At 34.0% G+C, this 19221-nt stretch carries 19 protein-coding genes; all 19 read left to right on the forward strand.

What is annotated here, in order from left to right:
- Nucleotides 1–9 precede the first annotated feature (9 nt).
- The 19 genes from ABDJ34_RS05500 to sat4 all read left to right on the forward strand — a co-directional run bounded on the left by ABDJ34_RS05500 (nt 10) and on the right by sat4 (nt 19186).
- Nucleotides 10–183, forward strand: coding sequence for a hypothetical protein (locus tag ABDJ34_RS05500; RefSeq protein ID WP_285072961.1), 174 nt, complete (start codon nt 10–12; stop codon nt 181–183).
- A gap of 72 nt (nt 184–255) precedes the next feature.
- Nucleotides 256–3321: a phage tail tape measure protein gene (locus ABDJ34_RS05505; protein ID WP_412701648.1), complete on the forward strand. Its 3066-nt coding sequence runs from the start codon at nt 256–258 to the stop codon at nt 3319–3321.
- A gap of 101 nt (nt 3322–3422) precedes the next feature.
- Nucleotides 3423–3785 carry a hypothetical protein gene (locus ABDJ34_RS05510; RefSeq protein WP_085875838.1) on the forward strand — a complete coding sequence of 121 codons (363 nt, stop codon included), beginning with the start codon at nt 3423–3425 and terminating at the stop codon, nt 3783–3785.
- Nucleotides 3785–5656, forward strand: a complete 1872-nt coding sequence (locus ABDJ34_RS05515; protein ID WP_277250942.1) for a hypothetical protein — start codon at nt 3785–3787, stop codon at nt 5654–5656. Before ABDJ34_RS05510 ends, ABDJ34_RS05515 begins: the two co-directional genes overlap by 1 nt.
- A complete protein-coding gene (locus ABDJ34_RS05520) occupies nt 5643–7022 on the forward strand; it encodes a hypothetical protein (RefSeq protein WP_156329539.1) in 1380 nt (459 codons plus the stop codon). The genes ABDJ34_RS05515 and ABDJ34_RS05520 overlap by 14 nt, the downstream gene beginning before the upstream one ends.
- Before the next feature lies 1 nt (nt 7023).
- On the forward strand, nt 7024–7425 hold the full coding sequence (locus ABDJ34_RS05525) for a phage holin family protein (RefSeq protein ID WP_156329538.1): 402 nt from the start codon (nt 7024–7026) through the stop codon (nt 7423–7425).
- A complete protein-coding gene (locus tag ABDJ34_RS05530) occupies nt 7426–8235 on the forward strand; it encodes an N-acetylmuramoyl-L-alanine amidase (RefSeq protein WP_156329537.1) in 810 nt (269 codons plus the stop codon).
- Nucleotides 8236–8405: 170 nt separating this feature from the next.
- Entirely contained in the window at nt 8406–8606 is a 201-nt protein-coding gene (locus ABDJ34_RS05535) for a PLD nuclease N-terminal domain-containing protein (RefSeq protein WP_065735309.1), read from the forward strand.
- Nucleotides 8606–9520 (forward strand): ABC transporter ATP-binding protein, encoded by a 915-nt coding sequence (locus tag ABDJ34_RS05540; protein WP_065735310.1) that lies wholly within the window; start codon nt 8606–8608, stop codon nt 9518–9520. The genes ABDJ34_RS05535 and ABDJ34_RS05540 overlap by 1 nt, the downstream gene beginning before the upstream one ends.
- Entirely contained in the window at nt 9517–10284 is a 768-nt protein-coding gene (locus ABDJ34_RS05545; protein WP_065735311.1) for an ABC transporter permease, read from the forward strand. Before ABDJ34_RS05540 ends, ABDJ34_RS05545 begins: the two co-directional genes overlap by 4 nt.
- A 13-nt stretch (nt 10285–10297) precedes the next feature.
- Nucleotides 10298–11401 carry a helix-turn-helix domain-containing protein gene (locus ABDJ34_RS05550; RefSeq protein ID WP_412701649.1) on the forward strand — a complete coding sequence of 368 codons (1104 nt, stop codon included), beginning with the start codon at nt 10298–10300 and terminating at the stop codon, nt 11399–11401.
- A 212-nt stretch (nt 11402–11613) separates the two neighbouring features.
- Nucleotides 11614–11823: an SHOCT domain-containing protein gene (locus ABDJ34_RS05555; protein WP_065735313.1), complete on the forward strand. Its 210-nt coding sequence runs from the start codon at nt 11614–11616 to the stop codon at nt 11821–11823.
- A 59-nt stretch (nt 11824–11882) separates the two neighbouring features.
- Entirely contained in the window at nt 11883–13445 is a 1563-nt protein-coding gene (locus tag ABDJ34_RS05560) for a recombinase family protein (protein WP_250342019.1), read from the forward strand.
- Entirely contained in the window at nt 13438–13854 is a 417-nt protein-coding gene (locus tag ABDJ34_RS05565) for a recombinase family protein (RefSeq protein WP_019131795.1), read from the forward strand. The genes ABDJ34_RS05560 and ABDJ34_RS05565 overlap by 8 nt, the downstream gene beginning before the upstream one ends.
- On the forward strand, nt 13847–15418 hold the full coding sequence (locus ABDJ34_RS05570) for a recombinase family protein (protein WP_065735315.1): 1572 nt from the start codon (nt 13847–13849) through the stop codon (nt 15416–15418). Before ABDJ34_RS05565 ends, ABDJ34_RS05570 begins: the two co-directional genes overlap by 8 nt.
- 703 nt (nt 15419–16121) lie before the next feature.
- A complete protein-coding gene (locus ABDJ34_RS05575; RefSeq protein ID WP_019131793.1) occupies nt 16122–16991 on the forward strand; it encodes a nucleotidyltransferase domain-containing protein in 870 nt (289 codons plus the stop codon).
- Entirely contained in the window at nt 16972–17706 is a 735-nt protein-coding gene (locus ABDJ34_RS05580; RefSeq protein ID WP_019131792.1) for a class I SAM-dependent methyltransferase, read from the forward strand. Before ABDJ34_RS05575 ends, ABDJ34_RS05580 begins: the two co-directional genes overlap by 20 nt.
- A gap of 32 nt (nt 17707–17738) precedes the next feature.
- Entirely contained in the window at nt 17739–18647 is a 909-nt protein-coding gene (locus ABDJ34_RS05585) for an aminoglycoside nucleotidyltransferase ANT(6)-Ia (RefSeq protein WP_001255866.1), read from the forward strand.
- Nucleotides 18644–19186, forward strand: coding sequence for a streptothricin N-acetyltransferase Sat4 (sat4, locus tag ABDJ34_RS05590; protein WP_000627290.1), 543 nt, complete (start codon nt 18644–18646; stop codon nt 19184–19186). The genes ABDJ34_RS05585 and sat4 overlap by 4 nt, the downstream gene beginning before the upstream one ends.
- Nucleotides 19187–19221: the final 35 nt, after the last annotated feature.

A 19221-nucleotide genomic window follows, 5' to 3' on the forward strand; every position in this document is an offset into this window, starting at 1 on the left:
TGGAATTAAATGGTAAAAAAGAAATTATGGTTGATACTAGCAATAATTGCATTTGTCACACTTATATTATCAATATACATGTCACATAAAACTGGAAAAACAGAGTATGCGTGGATAATTGGTTCTATGCTTTTTGGTATAGGGTGTGGTAGCAAATACGCCAATGAGAAGAACACTAAATAACTATTAAAGACTATAAGCATCTATCAAAATGGTAGGTGCTTTTTTGATGCTTAAAATTAAGGAGGTGAGATATTGGCAAATAGAATAAAAGGGATAACTGTTGAAATTGGTGGGGATACTACCAAATTACAGACAGCTTTAAAACAAGTTAATACGGAGATTAAACATACTCAGTCTGAACTTCGTGATGTCAATAAACTTCTTAAACTTGATCCTGGCAATACTGAACTTATCTCACAAAAGCATAAGCTATTAGGACAGACCTTAGAAGAGACAAAGAATAAATTAACCTCTTTAAAAGAGGCACAAAAACAAGCTGAACAGGCTCTTGCAGAAGGCAAGATTTCCCAAGAGCAATATGATGCCCTTAAACGTGAAATTATTGAAACAGAACAAGCCCTAAAGTCTCTAGAAAGACAAGGAGCAACCACTAATCAAACCCTACAAAACATAGCTATTACTGGGGAAAAATGGCAAAACACAGGGCAAAATATAGAAAACGTGGGAAGAAAAATGATGCCAGTATCTCTTGCAGTAGCAGGTCTTGGGGCAGCAGCTGTAAAAACTGTGTCAGATTTTGACTCTGGTATGTCAAAGGTAAAAGCAGTATCAGGCGCAACTGGATCCGACTTTGATGCTCTAAGGGAAAAGGCTCGTGAAATGGGAGCCAAGACAAAGTTCTCAGCATCTGAAGCGGCAGAGGCTATGAACTACATGGCCATGGCTGGTTGGAAAAGTAAAGATATGATTAGTGGTATTGAAGGAGTCATGAACCTTGCTGCAGCTAGTGGTGAGGACTTAGCTACTACTTCAGATATCGTAACAGATGCCCTTACAGCCTTTGGTTTAAAAGCAGAAGATTCTTCTCACTTTGCTGATGTTCTTGCAGCTGCATCATCTAATGCCAATACCAATGTTTCATTAATGGGTGAAACCTTCAAATATGCTGCACCTATTGCTGGGACACTTGGCTATTCAGTTGAAGATACAGCAGTAGCTATAGGTTTAATGGCTAACGCAGGAATAAAAGGCTCACAAGCAGGGACAGCTTTAAGGTCTGGACTAACAAGACTCGCATCACCAACTAAAGAAGTTATTAATGGAATGTCCATGTTGGGATTATCTATTGAAGATGTACAGGGCCTTTCACTTGATGAAACTCTAAGCACCTTTAGAGTTGCCTTTGCCAATTTAGATGGAACTCAAAAAGCACAAGCAGCATCCATGATATTTGGTAAAAATGCCATGTCTGGAATGTTGGCAATTATAAATGCCAGTGAGAAGGACTACAACAGTTTAAGTGATGCCATATACAACACAGATGGAACAGCAGAAAAAATGGCTGCTACTATGCAGGATAACCTAGCTGGTCAATTAAAGATTTTACAATCTGCCTTAGAAGAATTAGCCATATCCTTTGGAGAACTTTTAATGCCTGCTGTTAGAAAAGCAGTAGATATATTAACAAAACTGGTAAATGGACTTAATGCACTTCCAGGACCAGTAAAAGGTATTATTGCAGGTATCGGTCTTTTTATAGCTGCTCTTGGTCCAGTTCTTATGATTGTAGGAAAGCTTGTCTGGTCAATAGGAACTATTATGACCAAAGGACCTCTAATAATAGGAGGAATAACTAAGATAGTAGGAATATTTACAGGTACACTTATACCAGCAATCACTGCAGTAGTATCAGCCATTGGTATTGTTCCTATTGCTATTGGTGCAGTAATAGCGGGTCTAGTTCTTTTATGGAAGAAGTGCGAATGGTTTAGAGAAGGTGTCATCTCTATTTGGGATACTATCAAAGAATCAACAGTTGCTATTTGGAATGGAATAAAAGAATTCTTCGCCAATCTATGGCAAGGAATATCTGATTCATGGACAAGCACTTGGACTGAAATTACTACTTTCTTATCAGAATTCTGGTCTGGATTTATTGAAGGTGTTAAGACTACTTGGAAAGGCATCAAGGACTTCTTTGCCAACCTATGGAATGGACTTTCTGAAGGATGGAATACTATCTGGACATCTATAACAACTTTTCTAACTGAATCTTGGAATACCTTTATTGAGGGAGCCAAGAGTTTATGGCAAAGTTTAGGAGAATTCTTTACAAGCCTTTGGACAGGAATTAAAACTATTTTTACCAATATATGGACAGCTATTTCAACTACAACTACAGAAGTATTTACAGCAGTTAGTGAGTTTATCAGGACTACTTGGGAAAGTATTAAGACTTTAATTTCAACAGTTCTAGATGCAATCAAAGTAAAAGTAGAGACTATTTGGAATGGACTAAAAGAGTTTTTAACAACAGTTATTACTGCTATTGGAGAATTTATTTCTACATCCTGGACAAACATAAAAACTACAATTGAGACTATCTTGACTTCTATTAAGGCAGTTCTTGAATCAATCTGGAATGGGATAAAGACCTTTATCTCATCAACAATGAATAATATTAAGACCTTTGTTTCATCTGCTTGGAACTCCATAAAGTCGACTATCTCCTCCGCAGTAAATAGTGCAAAGTCAGCAGTATCATCTGCCTTTAATTCTATGAGATCAAGCATTTCATCGACCATGTCAAATATTCAGTCCACTATTAGAAATGGATTTAATAATGCAGTTAATCACATTAAGAATTTAGCATTTCAAGCTTATACATGGGGAGCCGATATGATTAACGGAATTGCTAGAGGGATTAGAAGTGCAATTAGCAATGTTACATCGGCTGTATCGAATGTAGCATCAACTATTAGGTCTTACCTGCACTTCTCTGTTCCAGATGTTGGTCCGCTTACCGACTATGAATCATGGATGCCTGATTTTATGGAAGGTTTATCTAAAGGAATTGAAAAGAGCAGGAGATTAGTACAATCTTCAATGAAAAATGTGGCAAGCGATATGGTTTTAAGCCCCAATATATCATCTCTAGGTATTGGAGGACATGATAAAGAATCCAATATAAATGGGATTGATATAGGAAGACAAATATCTGATGCACTTGCAAACATAAATTTAAAATCTGAAAATTCTGGAGATATAGTCATACCAGTTTATCTTGGTGGAACTCTCCTTGATGAAGTTATTGTCAATGCATCTATGCGTAAGAATTTAAGAAGTGGAGGTAGATAATGACCTAACCCAAAATCTATGATTTTGTTGGTAGGTCAGATGCAGTCTCACCCCATGAACAAGGAGCAAAGCGACGCAGTGAATGGAGGTGTAGTCGTATAATGAAATATCAATCATATTTAATTATTGAAGGAGTAGACCTACCTCTACCAAATTCTTATGATTTGGAGTTTAGAGATATAGAAGCAGATACTGGAGGAGAAACAGAAGCAGGCACTATTCAAAGGGATATTGTTAGAAATAAAGTAGCAAGTATTTCTGTAAGTTTTTCTTGTAGTCCTAAACTTGTAAAGACCTTAAGCAATTTTGCTAACAAGTCTAATCTTAAAGTTAAATTCTTAGATACAGAAACATTGGAACTAAAAGAGACACAAATGTATATAGACAAGTTTCAAGTCAAACTAATAAAAGATACTTCTTATAAAGGATTGTGGGAAGTATCTTTTTCATTGGAGGAATATTGATGTATCCAACAAGCAATGAATATAAAACAGTTATAAAAAAGAATTCTCGTAAATTTTACTGGACGGGAAATATCATCTTAAAAGATGAAACAATCATTCCATTTACCAATAAAGATATTCTTAAAGGGTCTGGATACATTCATCGTTCATGCTCTGGATCTTCTGAACTTGAAATAGGTACAGTTTATGCTGGAGAGTTTGGAATCAGTCTTTTTTCAAATATAGATAGGTATTCTTTAGAGGATTCAAAGCTAGAACTTTTTTACCATCAAGAATTAGAAAGCAAAAAGATAGAAACCATACCAATGGGAATATTTGATGTTACTGAGGCAAATAGGTCTAAGAAGATTTTAGAACTAAAAGGCTATGACTATATGCTTAGGTTTGATAAGAACTTCCCAGTAACAGATACCTTTGGTACAGCCTTTGAACTACTAAGTTTTTCATGTGAGAAGTGCAAGGTAGAACTAGGCATGACAGAAGATGACGTGAAAGCTTTTGTAAATGGAGAGGAAGTTTTGGCAATTTATCAAGACCATGATATAGAAACTTACAGGGACTTTATTCACTATATAGCATCAACTCTGGGTACTTTTGCGCAGGTCTCTCGTGATGGTAAATTGGTTTTAAAGAAGTATGCAGAAAGCATATCAACTGAAATTAAAACAAGAGAAAGATTTTCTTCATCAATATCAGATTTTAAGACTAGATATACAGCTATCAACTCAACAAATGCAAAGACTAAAATAGCTGAATACTACTCTTTAGAAAATGATGATGGACTAACTATGAACCTTGGAATAAATCCACTGATGCAGTTAGGACTTCCAGAAAAAAGAAAAAGAATGTGTGAGGCTCTTCTTACGGAAATTTGTAAGATTCATCACACACCTTTTGACATGGTAACTATAGGAGACCCAAGTCTTGATGTTGGAGATAGGATAGCTATTTCTTACGAAGAGGAAAAGATTGAAGGGCTTATTACTGACATAGAGTACAAGATAAATGGTAAGCACAGGATTTTAGGAGTTGGAAAGAATCCATATCTATCAAAGGCCAAAAGCAAGAATGATAAAAATATAGTTGGACTTTTAAATCAGATTGAATCTGAAAAATTAGTAGTTCATGCCTATTCAAATTATTCTGCCTTTAATCTTTCTACAACAGACACGCCAATAATTCGTATAGAATTTGCCTCTAATAAAGAAACAGAGGCAATTTTTAATGCATCTATCTTGTTAAATATCATCTGTGACACCGAAGAAAAGACAAGAAAGATTTCAAGGAGTGTTAAGAAGCAAGTAGAGGTTTTAAATAAAGATGGAAAATCCTATGATCCTCCAAAGTATGAAGAAAAAGAGGAAGTAGAAGAATTAGACTTTAATGAAAATATAGAAATACCAACAAGGATAGTTATTACCTATATTTTCAATGATACAAAAATAGAACATCACATTCCAAAAGAAACCTACTTAAGTGGTGACCACATTCTAAATCTTTTTTATCCATTAACCAAACTTCAGGAAAAGACGATGAACAACTTTTCAGTGCTTATTAGACTTGAATCAGGACAAGCTATGATAGGTAAAGATAATGCTATCGCAGCTATATCTGGTCAGTCTCTTGGTTCTACAGAAGCTTGGGATGGAAAGATTAAGATTGATGAATCCTGGAAGAGAATAGAACTTAGTCATTCATTCTTGCTTAGAAAATTGAAGGCTGAATACAAAGTAGAAAGACAAGTCCCAAGGCCACTAGTATTTAATGAAAAGGTAGGAAGATTTAAATATCAAGGATTAATGCTTGGAAAATATAAAGAAGAAATTACTACAGAATTTAAAGATAAGGAGGAAGAAAATGCTCAAGGGTAAATCAGTCATTGAACTAACTGATGTGAGGACAAATAGGAAGGAGATATATGAAGATGAAAACTTAATAACGAATGCAGTTCCAGATTTATTAAGGCTCAATCCTATGGGGTTAATGTACCCTATGGGTGATTCGAGAATTACTCAATATGAAAAAGAAATATTTCCTATAGCAACTAAATGTTATGGTGGAATCCTTTTATTTGAGGATAAATTAGAAGAAGATCCAAATAAAATATTTGCTCCTTCAGATAACCAAATAATAGGTTATGCATCCAACGATGTAAATTCAACGGATGCCCCAAGAAGAGGTTCAGCTAATCTTAATGAATCAACCCCTCTTGAAAATGGATACAAGTTTGTCTGGGACTTTTCTACATCACAGGCAAACGGAAGAATCTCTTCATTGGCATTAACACATTATAGAGGAGGGAAACATTTTTATGGAGACACTCATGGTAAAGATCCCTTCTTATTATTAAATAAAATTAGCTTATGGAAAAACAGAGAAGTCTCGGACGCATATAACGGATGTGTTGAAATAGATGTTGAAAACAACACCTTGGTTTCAATATGGCCTTTAGACAACAAATCTATAGAATTAGTTAAACTTAAGGAACCATTTACGAATATAGGTTTAAATGATCCAATTTACACTAAAGGATATAAAAATGAGGAAAGGATAACAATTGACGTATCAGAGTTTTTTAGTAAATTGAGTACTTGGAACGAATGTTGTTTTTATGACGGAGAAGATGGAAATTGGTATGGTTTTGGAACTTACAGAGATAAGCTAATAAGAATAAAAATAAATAAAAATGATTACTCAACGAAAATAGATGAGTGGGCATTAAATGAAATAAGATTAGGTAAATTAGGAAGTTACTATGAAAAAAATAGAAGTTACTGTCATAGATATGTATATAGCTGTATTAAAGATGGCTACCTATATTCGATAAATTCATATAGTGCGGATAAAATCTATAAAATTAATATCAATAATCCTGTAGATATTTCTGTTATAGAATTAGGTAAAGAAGTTAGGACTTCGAAATATGGGGGAGAATACTGTTACCTATATAAGTGGGGAGACTATATATTAGGTTATGAATTTGCAATTGATAAAAAAGACCAAGTCATAGTAAACAGTGTTTCTGATTATAGCGGAGAGGGAATACCAAATTTAATGATGGATCCAAAGACAATCGGGCCATTGGTCATTGGATTTGGAGGTTATGAGGAGAGGTTTTACAAACTTTTATTTCTTCATACTCCATATCTTGGAACAATTAACAACCTATCAAGTCCAATATTAAAAACGGCAGATAAGACAATGAAAATAACATATACCTTAACAGAGGAGGAATAAAATGAATAAGTTTTTAGAAATACTAAAAGTATGTTTTACAGCTATCGGAGGATGGTTGGGATTTTATCTTGGAAGTGTAGATGCTTTTATTTACACACTTCTTGCTTTTGTTATTGCAGACTATTTAACAGGAGTTTTAAGAGCAGGGGTCGAAAGAAAGCTATCCTCGTCCATAGGATTTAAAGGGATAGCAAAAAAGATTATGATTTTTATAGTTGTAGGAATAGCAAACCTATGTGATGTAAATTTAATTAAAGGTGATGGGACAATGATAAGAACAGCCATCATCTTTTTTTATATAGCAAATGAGGGGCTTTCTATACTTGAAAACTCTGTAGCTTTAGGTTTGCCAGTACCAGAAAAATTAAAAAAAGTATTAGAACAATTCAAGGAGGAAAAATAAATGAGTAATAGTCCATTAGTACAAGCAACAATTCTTTCACCAAACCATAGCGGAAGAAGAAATCAAAAGATTACTAAAATAGCAATCCACCATGCGGCAGGAGTTATAAATGGTAGAAATCTTGCTGGAGTATTTGTGCCAAGGTCAAGACGAGCATCTGCTAACTACAATTTAGGATCCGATGGAGTCATTGTTTTAGGAGTAGATGAATCTAACAGAGCATGGACAACCTCATCTTCTTGGTGTGACAATAGAGCAGTCACAATTGAAGTAGGGAACTCTACGAGAGGACCTCAGTGGTTGGTTTCTGATTATGTTTTAAATAGACTAATTGATTTAGTAACAGACATCTGTAGGAGAAATGGAATCTATCCCTGCACCTACACTGGAGGTAAGGATGGTGTTCTTCAAAAACACGAGTGGTATTCTAGTACAAATTGTCCTGGACCATACCTTGGCAGTAAGTTCCCATATATCGCAAGAGAAGTCAATAAAAGACTAAGAGATAATAAGACTGTTAGCAAATCAATAGGTGGACTATATAGAGTTAGAAAATCTTGGTCTGATGTAAAAAGCCAGAAAGGTGCGTTTAAGAATTTAGATAATGCTAAAAGATGTGCCGATAGATTTGGATTAAAAGTATTCGATGTTAATGGCAAGATAGTATATCCAGTTGGTAAGACAATCGATGAGTTAGCAAAAGAAGTTATAAGTGGAAAATGGGGTAATGGAGAAGAGAGAAAAAGAAGGTTAACTAATGCTGGATATGATTATTATGTTATTCAGAGAAGAGTGAACCAACTATTATAATATGTGAGTAAGAAGCCTGTGCCGATTTTGGTACAGGCTATTTTTTTATTTCTGATGAAATAAAATATAGTTTCTTGAAAGTTGATAAAAATAGGATAAGTTTACTAATAGTTTCTTGAAAGTTGATTTAATAAAATGGTAAGATATATACAAATAAAGGAGGGCTTAAAATGGATATTATTAGAGAATATTTGCCGATACTTATACCTATTATTATTTTAGAAATTGGACTTATGATTTATTCCTTAAGACATGTTTTAAAACACAATAGATATAAATTTGGCAGTAGAACAATGTGGATTTTAATAGTTGTTTTTATTCAAATTATTGGACCTATCCTATACTTAACAATAGGTAGGGAGGAAGAATAATGGAAGCACTTAAAATTGAAAGCCTTCATAAATCTTTTGGTAAAAATACGATTATTAATGGATTATCCATGTCAATTCCTGAAAACACAATCTTTGGTTTTTTAGGCAAAAATGGTGCTGGAAAAACTACGACAATGAAAATGATTTTAGGATTTTTGAAAATTGATGAAGGCTCAATTGAAGTATTTGGAGAAAAAGTTAGCTTTGGTCAGTCAAAAACCAATCGATTTATAGGGTATCTTCCAGATGTTCCTGAATTTTACGGTTATATGACAGCAAAGGAATATCTGAATCTATGTGGGGCTATAACTGGTCTTAGCAAAAATGAAATTAAAAACAAGAGCGAAGAACTTTTAGAATTGGTGGGATTAAGAGATGTCAATAAAAGAATTAGTGGATATTCTAGAGGTATGAGACAGCGCTTGGGTATTGCCCAAGCCTTGTTAAATAGTCCCAAATTATTAATATGTGATGAACCAACTTCCGCCCTTGATCCACTTGGAAGAAAAGAGATATTAGACATTATATTAAAAATAAAAGACTCTACAACCGTTATTTTTTCCACACATATTTTATCGGATGTTGAAGCAATCTGCGATCATGTTGTGGTGCTTGATAAAGGAAAAAATGTACTAGAAGGTTCGATAGATGAGCTAAAAAATATAAAGAGAAAAAATACAATTAAAATAAGGTTTAAGTCGAACAAAGAGCTAAAGGTATTTAAGTCACTAGATAAATTTTCAAATCTTGTAACGAATGAAAAAGGAGATATTTTATACCTTACAGACGAAGACAATAAAATAAAAGATATTGATATTTTATATGAGCTATATAAGCTAAACATATTTCCTCTAGAAATAAAAATAGAAGAACCTACATTAGAAAATATTTTTATGGAGGTGACGAAAACATGAGGATATTTTTATCTCTATTAAAGAAAGAAGCTATTGAAGGTGCAAGGACTAAAAAAACGACTTCTACCCTTATCCTGTTCTTGTTTATAGGGTTGATAAGTCCTTTGACAGCGAAATTAACTCCCCTGATACTTCAATCCATAGCTACAGGAAATATAGATATTAACGTAGCACCACCATCAGAAATAGATTCTTGGACACAATTCTTTAAAAACATTAGTCAAATAGGTATGTTTGGATTAGCCATTATCTTAAGTACACAAATGGCAAATGAATTCCAAAAGGGAACCTTGATTAATTTGTTATCTAAGGGACTGCCAAGGTATCAAGTAGTGCTATCGAAGATTTTTTACAATTTCATTTTGTGGTTTTTGGCTTACTTTTGCTCATTTATACTCACTTATTTCTATACAAAATACTTTTTCGGGATTTCATTTCCTATAAGAAATATACTTATGGCAGCCTTACTTCCCTTTATATTTGGTTTATTTTTAATATCATTAGAGATATTAGCTGGGGTGATTTCAGGAAATGTTATAGGCACATTAATATTAACGACCGTTGGGATTGTGATTCAACTTATATTATCTATTCGAGATGAAATTGTTAAATATATGCCTATCGCATTAATAGGAAAGCCTGTGAACCTTATTAAAGGAATAGGATATGATGACTATTATGTACCGATTATTACAGGAAGTATTTTGCTTATACTGTGTATCGTAATTTCAATTGCTATAATAAACAAAAAACAAATCAGTTAGGAGGTAAAATAGAATGCTAAAAATTGGAGAAAATATTCTTCAGAAGCGAAAAGAAAGAGGTATAACTCAGGAAGAATTAGCAGAATTTATGATGGTAACAAAAGCGTCCGTATCAAAATGGGAGACAGGTCAAAGCCATCCAGATATTTTACTTCTACCAAAACTTGCCACTTTTTTCAATATAAGTGTGGATGAATTAATAGGATATGACCCAGATTTATCTTCAACTCAAATTCAAAAATTTTATATAGACTTAGAGAATCGTGTCACTGATACAGATATGGATAGTATCGTAGAAGATATAAAAATCAAAATAAAACAATACTATTCTTGCTTTGAACTACTATATTACATGGCTTTGTTTATTTTGAACCATTGTGATTTAGCAACTGATGATGTAAAAAAAGAGGAATATCTAGAATACGCAAATAATATACTAAATAGGGTATGCGAGCATTCTAAAAATCCTATATTAAAAGAACAATCATTGAGCTTGAGGGCAGCCTGTTTAATTAGTTTAGGAAAATCAGAAGAAGCATTAAATATTTTACCATCTTCTGACATGCTATCTATATCTAAAGATTGTTTGGTGGCTTCAGCTTATCTAAAAATTAAGAAAGAAAATGAAGTAGATCAAAAACTTCAAGTAATGATTTATAAGAACGTAATTGATTTAATCACTCTTCTTATGATGAAAAGCAGTTTGCATAATGAGGATTGGGTCGAAACCTTGGAAAGAGTGGAGGATTTAATAGAAACTTTTAATCTTATTGAAATAAATATTTCTATAGTTTTAAACTTTTATTTATCCTTGGCAACTCATTATATTAAAGATAATAACCCAAAAATCGCTAGTCAATATGTAGAAAAATTACTCAACCTACTAATAGAGAGCAAGGAAAAATCTTTTAAGATAAGAGGTGATGAGTATTTTAATCAAATAGATGAATGGCTTGATGAAAATTTATTATTATCTACAAATCCAAACAGAAGTGACGATATGATTGTTAACTTTTATTTAGAAACAATTGCAAATAACGAGAGTTTTAAAGAAATAATCTCTGAAGGAAGAGTAAAGTTCTTAGCTGATAGGGTTAAAGAAATATACTCTCTATAATTAAATAACTAGCATTGGACAAAAGGTTGTAATTTTTCAAAATTATAACCTTTTTTTATGCCTACATTTCTAACGCCATATTTCTCTTTACATATATTAGAAATTATAAACTTTACTCAAAACTACTCCCTTTGTCCTAAGGAATATAGAGGAAAGAAATTTAGGGTTAAAGATAGACCTGATTTCTTTGCCTGTGATATAGGAGGTGGAGTATGAGAGTAGAAAAGTTTGAAGGTAGACAAGAAATTATAAAAACTGAATACACTGAAAGGGATTTAAAGGCAGAGCTTAATTTCTATCTATCGGATAAATTCATTCAAGACCTATTTCTTTTAGATGAAATTAGCCTTGAAGAATATAGGAAAATTAGGAGAGAAAACATAAAAAAGTTCAAACCTATTCTTTCAGAATTAATGATATAAGACTTGATAAATACTTACTTGTACGGGAATATAGCACTTAGAGAAAGAGAGGTGAGACGATGAAAAAGATAACAAAAATAGAAGCAAATCAAAAAGAAGAATCTATATTTAGAGTTGCTGCCTATGTAAGAGTATCGACAGATGAGGAAGCTCAACTGGTGAGTCTTAAAACACAAAAGGCACACTACGAAAAGATGATAGCAGAGAACAATTCATATACTTTTGCAGGCCTATACTTTGACGAAGGCATCACTGGAACAAAGAAAGAATGTAGAGACGGTCTTCTAAAAATGCTAAAAGACTGTGAAGACGGAAAAATAGATTTTATCCTAACCAAATCAATCTCAAGGCTTGCAAGAAACACGACAGATTGTTTGGAAATCGTAAGGAGACTTCTCGATTTAAACATTGGTATCTATTTTGAAAAAGAAAACATTGATACAAGAACCATGGAAAGCGAGTTGATGTTATCCATACTTTCATCCCTTGCAGAAAGTGAGTCCAGGTCGATATCAGAAAATAACAAATGGTCCATAAAGAAAAGATTTCAAAATGGAACCTTTATCATATCAAGTCCACCCTATGGCTATGAGAATATAGACGGAAAGATGGTAGTGAATGAAGAAGAAGGAAAAATCATAAAAGAAATATTTGAACAGTATCTTTCAGGTAAGGGAACACATAAAATTGCAGAAGACTTAAATAAAAGAAAGATTAAAGGACAAAAAGGAGCAAAATGGCATGGATCGACTATAAACGGAATCTTAAAAAATGAAAAATATATAGGCGATGTCATCTACCAAAAGACCTATACAGATGAAAATTATAATAGACACAAGAATAAGGGAGAAGAAGACCAGTATAAGATAATAGACAACCATGAAGCCATTGTAAGTAGAGAGGACTTTGAGAAAGTTCAAGACCTAATAAGGATAAGGGCTATAGCAAAAGGAAATGGAGAAAACACTAAAAGATACCAAAATAGATATAGCCTATCGGGGAAAATAAAGTGTGGCGAGTGTGGTTCAAGCTTTAAAAGAAGACATCACTATAATGGCAAAGAAAAATATATAGCTTGGACTTGCAGTGAACACCTTAAAGATATTAATAAATGTTATATGAAGTTTATTAAAGACAAGGACATAAAACTGGCATTTGCGACTTTAGTAAACAAGCTAGTCTTTGGAAAAGATAGTATCCTTACACCACTCTTAGAATCCTTAAAGAGAGTGGACAGCAAGGAAGAAGTCGAGAAGATAAATGGAATTGAAGAAAGACTAGAAAAACTAAAGGAAAGAAAAGAGGTTCTAAGCAAACTAATAACTTCGGGAGTTTTAGATGCAAGTGTTTACGCAAAAGAAAGCAGTGAAATTTCTAGTGAAGAAAGTTATCTACTCAGGGAAAAGGAAAGAATTAAAAAAGCCATCCTTGGAAATGATGAAGAAATAAGAGAACTTGAAAAATTAATAGGAATCTTAGGAAAAAGTGAAATGATAGATCACTTTGAAGATGACTTGTTTGAAGAAATCATTGACCACATTCAAGTTGTTAATAGAGAGACCCTTGATTTTCATTTAAAGTGTGGACTTGTACTTAGAGAGGAAGTGAAAAATAATGTCTAGGTTATGTTATGGCTATACCATAAGAGACGGAAGATTAGAAATTCAAGAAAAAGAAGCGGAGAATATAAGAAAAATCTTTAAAAACTACCTTGCTGGCAATGCCCTTATAAAGTCAGCAGACCTTGCAGGCGTGAAGAAAAACAGCTCCAGTGTAAAAAGAATCCTTACCAATAAAAAGTATTTAGGAAATGAAATCTATCCCAAGATAATAGATAGAGAAAGCTTTGAAAAAGCAGGTCAAATGTTAAAAGAAAGGGCAGTGGCCATGGGACGAGTTTGGGAAAAGGAAGAAGAGATCATTAGAGTTCCATGCAAGTTTAGATACAAAAGTGAAGAAGTTCTACCACTAGATCCCTTTGAACGAGCGAGTTATAAGTATAGGTTAATCAAGGTGATAGATGATGAATAGCAAGGTCATAGTAATACCAGCGAAGAAGAAAAAAGGAAATTCCATCAAGGAATCAGAAAAGAAGAAACTGAGAGTGGCAGCTTATGCGAGGGTATCAACAGATAGCGATGAACAAGCAACTTCTTATGACACTCAAGTAGACCACTACACAAATTATATAAAGAAAAATCCAGATTGGGAATTTGCGGGAGTTTTTTCTGATGAAGGAATCAGTGGAACATATACCAAGAAAAGAGCTGGCTTTAATAAAATGATTGAAGAAGCCATGGAAGGAAATATCGACTACATCATTACAAAGTCCATATCGAGATTTGCCAGAAACACACTAGACTGTTTAAAGTATATTCGTAAACTAAAAGAAAACAACATCCCAGTCTATTTTGAAAAAGAAAACATCAACACCATGGACGCCAAGGGAGAAGTCCTCCTTACCATTATGGCATCTCTTGCTCAACAGGAAAGTCAGTCCTTATCTCAAAATGTAAAGTTAGGCGTTCAATATAGGTTTCAACAAGGTCAAGTCCAAGTAAACCATAATAGGTTTTTAGGCTATACAAAAGACGAAGAAGGAAAACTTGTCATTGTTCCTGAAGAAGCAAAAATTATAAAAAGGATCTACAGAGAATATTTAGAAGGAGCAAGCCTACGAGATATAAAGGAAGGACTAGAGAAAGACAAGATAGTAAATGGAGCAGGAAATAAGAAGTGGCATGTATCGAACCTCAATCAAATATTAACTAATGAGAAATACATGGGGGATGCCCTCTTACAAAAGACTTATACAGTGGATTTCCTGAATAAGAAGAGAGTAAAAAATGATGGAATTGCACCTCAATATTATGTAGAAAATAGCCATGAAGCCATCATACCAAAAGAAATCTTCATGCGAGTCCAAGAAGAAATGGATAGACGAGCTAATATGGTAAGTGGCAAAGGAAAAAGAAGAATTTATTCCAGCAAATATGCCCTTTCAAGTATTGTCTACTGCTCAAAATGCGGCGATATTTACAGGAGAATAGCATGGAATAACAGAGGGAAAAAGTACACCGTTTGGAGGTGCTGCACAAGAGTAACCCATGGACCAGATGCCTGCCATGCGAGAACTATTAAAGAAGACGACCTACAAGAGGCAGTTGTAGAAGCCATTAATCAACTTATATCTGAAAGCAGTGAATTAAAAGAAATAATAAAAGAGAATATAGAAAAAGTCATCACAGGTGATGGAACTAGCCAGATAGAAGAAATAGATAAAGAAATGTTGAAAGTGCAAGAAGAGCTTTTAAAAGTAGCTAATGCCAAGAAAGATTACACAGACCTTGTAGAAAGGGTGGAAGAGTTAAGAAATGAAAAAGAAAAGATACTCCTTGAAATGGCGGAAGAGAAGAATGAACAAAGCAGGCTAAAGGAATTAGAAGAGTTTTTAGACAATCAAGAATTAGAAATAGAAAGTTATGATGAAGAATTGGTGAGGAAACTTATAGATAAGATAGTAATTTATGAAGAAAATTTAAAAGTAGTGTTTAAATCTGGACTTGAGGTTGAAATTGACAAGGATAAAAAGTAAATATACAATATAACTAACAGCACCCGACACGCCTCTTAACAATGCGAACCATGTTGAAGCCCTAGCCCTACTTGTCAAGGAGCGAAGCGACGCTGAAAAGTAGAGGCAGGTCTCATGCAAAGATTTCCCAAGAGAAGCGACCGAATAGGGAGCTTCGATTGGCAGAAATCGCCTGCTGAGACGGTATGTTTGATGTCAAGAAAATAATGATATAGCAATGTTTTAAGAAGAAACATCTATTTTATCAACTCGGAGAAATGTGTGTTTCTTTGTTTGTGAGAACAGATCGAGAGTGTCAGAAAAACAACCAGATTGAGTAAACAGTAGCAATAATCAATTAGGGAGTGGATAGAACAGATATTGACTTCAATTTAACGGCTGCTCTTTTAAATTAATACATTAATCTGTATCATTACGTTATAAAAGAAATATTATGATTGTTTTGTTGTATATTCATGGTCTGATAATTATTTTACTTTTCTTATTTGACAGATGGTAAGTAGGGCAGTGAAAAAGATTATGGATTTTATCTAAGCACTAAGTAGTTTAGATCACTAATCAGGGAAAATAAGGCCTTCAAGATGAATTCCGAAGGCCCCCTTTCCTTTCCATATAAATATACGTAAAGCATAAGGAACATATGGCAAAAAAAGTGTTTCTCAACATGAGATATAGCTTTTGATATTGAAAGGAGAGATTCAGTATGATAGATAATATTATTCAATCAGTGACAGACAAATTATCCTCTTTGCCTTATATAGAAGGCATTGTATTAGGGGGTTCTCGTGCAAGAGGCACACATACAGAGGATTCTGATATAGATATCGGAATCTATTACAAATCAGAATCATTTGACATTACAGCGATTAATCAAATTGCTACAGAGTTGGATGATGAGAATAGAAATAACCTTGTTGTACCTCCCGGAGCGTGGGGTGATTGGATTAATGGCGGCGGATGGTTAGTTATAAATGGGTATCATGTTGACTTGATTTTACGTGATATAAAACGGGTGGAACAAATAATCAAAGATACGGAGCAAGGAATTGTTACTACTAATTATCAGACGGGGCATCCCCATGGATATATAAGTGCTATGTATCGTGGAGAATTGGCGATCAGCAAGATACTATATACTAAGAATGAAAGCTTATGCGAATTAAAAAATCAGGCAGAAATTTACCCTGGTGCTCTAAAGAAGAACTTGATAAACTTTTTTATATTTGAAGCAGAGTTCTCTTTAATGTTTGTAAAAGCAAATGCGGGAGCAGAGGATAAATATTATATTGCAGGCCATGTTTTTCGTATTATTTCATGCTTAAATCAAGTACTATTTGCATGTAATAATGCTTATTGCATTAACGAAAAGAAAGCTATAAAACTGATTGAAACCTTTGAATATAAACCTGAAAAATATGCTGAAAGGGTTAATCATATTTTTGAAGTACTCGGTCTTTCACTTTTTGAATGCTACGATCTGACCGAGAAGCTTTATAAAGAAGTGAAAAAAATTGCAACGGAGATGAATAACTTTTTAAACGAGGGGAATTCAGATGAAAGAAAACAAATATGATGATAATATATTTTTTCAAAAATACAGTCAAATGAGTCGATCACAGCAGGGACTAGCCGGTGCAGGAGAATGGGAAACATTGAGAAAGCTGCTGCCGGATTTTAAAGATAAGCTTGTGCTTGATTTAGGATGCGGCTATGGATGGCATTGTATTTATGCGATGGAACACGGAGCGTCTTCTGTTGTAGGTGTTGATATTTCTCATAAAATGCTCAAAGTAGCAAAAGAGAAAACGCATTTCTCACAGATTGAATATAGATGTTGTGCTATAGAAGATGTGGATTTCCCAGAGGAGAGCTTTGATGTAATACTAAGTTCGCTTGCGTTTCATTATGTAGCAGACTATGAGAATTTAATAAAAAAGATATATAGGATGCTGAAGGCTGGTGGCAATTTAGTTTTTACAGTTGAACATCCTGTTTTTACTGCTCATGGAACACAAGACTGGTATTATAACGAAAAAGGAGAAATACTGCATTTCCCGGTGGACAATTATTATTATGAGGGCAAACGGACAGCTATGTTTTTGGAAGAAAAGGTTACAAAATATCATAGAACACTGACCACATATCTAAATACACTGCTTTCAAATAGTTTTATAATAAATCAGATTGTGGAGCCACAGCCGCCAGAGAACATGATGGATATTCCGGGGATGGCGGATGAAATGCGACGCCCAATGATGCTGATTGTATCGGCAAAAAAGAAGATGTAATAATATAGAAAAAATAAACGAGGAGTATGTAAATGAGATCAGAAAAAGAAATGATGGATTTAGTACTTTCTTTAGCAGAACAGGATGAACGTATTCGAATTGTGACCCTTGAGGGGTCACGCGCAAATATTAATATACCTAAAGATGAATTTCAGGATTATGATATTACATATTTTGTAAGTGATATAGAACCGTTTATATCTAATGATGACTGGCTTAATCAATTTGGGAATATAATAATGATGCAAAAGCCGGAGGATATGGAATTATTCCCACCTGAAGAAAAGGGATTTTCCTATCTTATGCTATTTGATGATTACAATAAAATTGATCTTACCTTATTGCCCTTGGAAGAGTTAGATAATTACCTAAAGGGCGATAAATTAATAAAGGTTCTAATTGATAAAGATTGTAGAATTAAAAGGGACATAGTTCCGACTGATATAGATTATCATGTAAGAAAGCCAAGCGCAAGGGAGTATGATGATTGCTGCAATGAATTTTGGAATGTAACACCTTATGTTATTAAAGGATTGTGCCGTAAGGAAATTTTATTTGCTATTGATCATTTTAATCAGATTGTTCGCCATGAGCTGCTGAGAATGATATCATGGAAGGTCGGCATCGAAACAGGCTTTAAATTAAGTGTAGGCAAGAACTATAAGTTTATTGAAAGGTATATATCCGAGGATTTGTGGGAGAAACTTTTGTCCACCTACCGGATGGATTCCTATGAAAACATATGGGAAGCATTATTTCTATGCCATCAATTGTTCAGGGCGGTATCCGGTGAGGTGGCGGAAAGGCTTCATTATGCCTATCCGGAGTATGATAGGAATATAACAAAATATACCAGGGACATGTATAAAAAATACACTGGTAAAACCGGCTGCCTGGATAGCACATATGCCGCTGATATAGAAGAGAGGCGGGAACAGTGATTACAGAAATGAAAGCAGGGCACCTGAAAGATATCGATAAACCCAGCGAACCATTTGAGGTGATAGGTAAGATTATACCGAGGTATGAAAACGAGAATTGGACCTTTACAGAATTACTCTATGAAGCGCCATATTTAAAAAGCTACCAAGACGAAGAGGATGAAGAGGATGAGGAGGCAGATTGCCTTGAATATATTGACAATACTGATAAGATAATATATCTTTACTACCAAGACGATAAATGCGTCGGAAAAGTTAAACTGCGAAAAAATTGGAACCGGTACGCTTATATAGAAGATATCGCCGTATGTAAGGATTTCAGGGGGCAAGGCATAGGCAGCGCGCTTATCAATATATCTATAGAATGGGCAAAGCATAAAAACTTGCATGGACTAATGCTTGAAACCCAGGACAATAACCTTATAGCTTGTAAATTCTATCATAATTGTGGTTTCAAAATCGGCTCCGTCGATACTATGTTATACGCCAACTTTGAAAACAACTTTGAAAAAGCTGTTTTCTGGTATTTAAGGTTTTAGAATGCAAGGAACAGTGAATTGGAGTTCGTCTTGTT

Origin of the sequence: Finegoldia dalianensis (assembly GCF_046255015.1) — a bacterium.
In the GTDB taxonomy this organism is placed as follows: Bacteria; Bacillota; Clostridia; order Tissierellales; family Peptoniphilaceae; genus Finegoldia; species Finegoldia magna.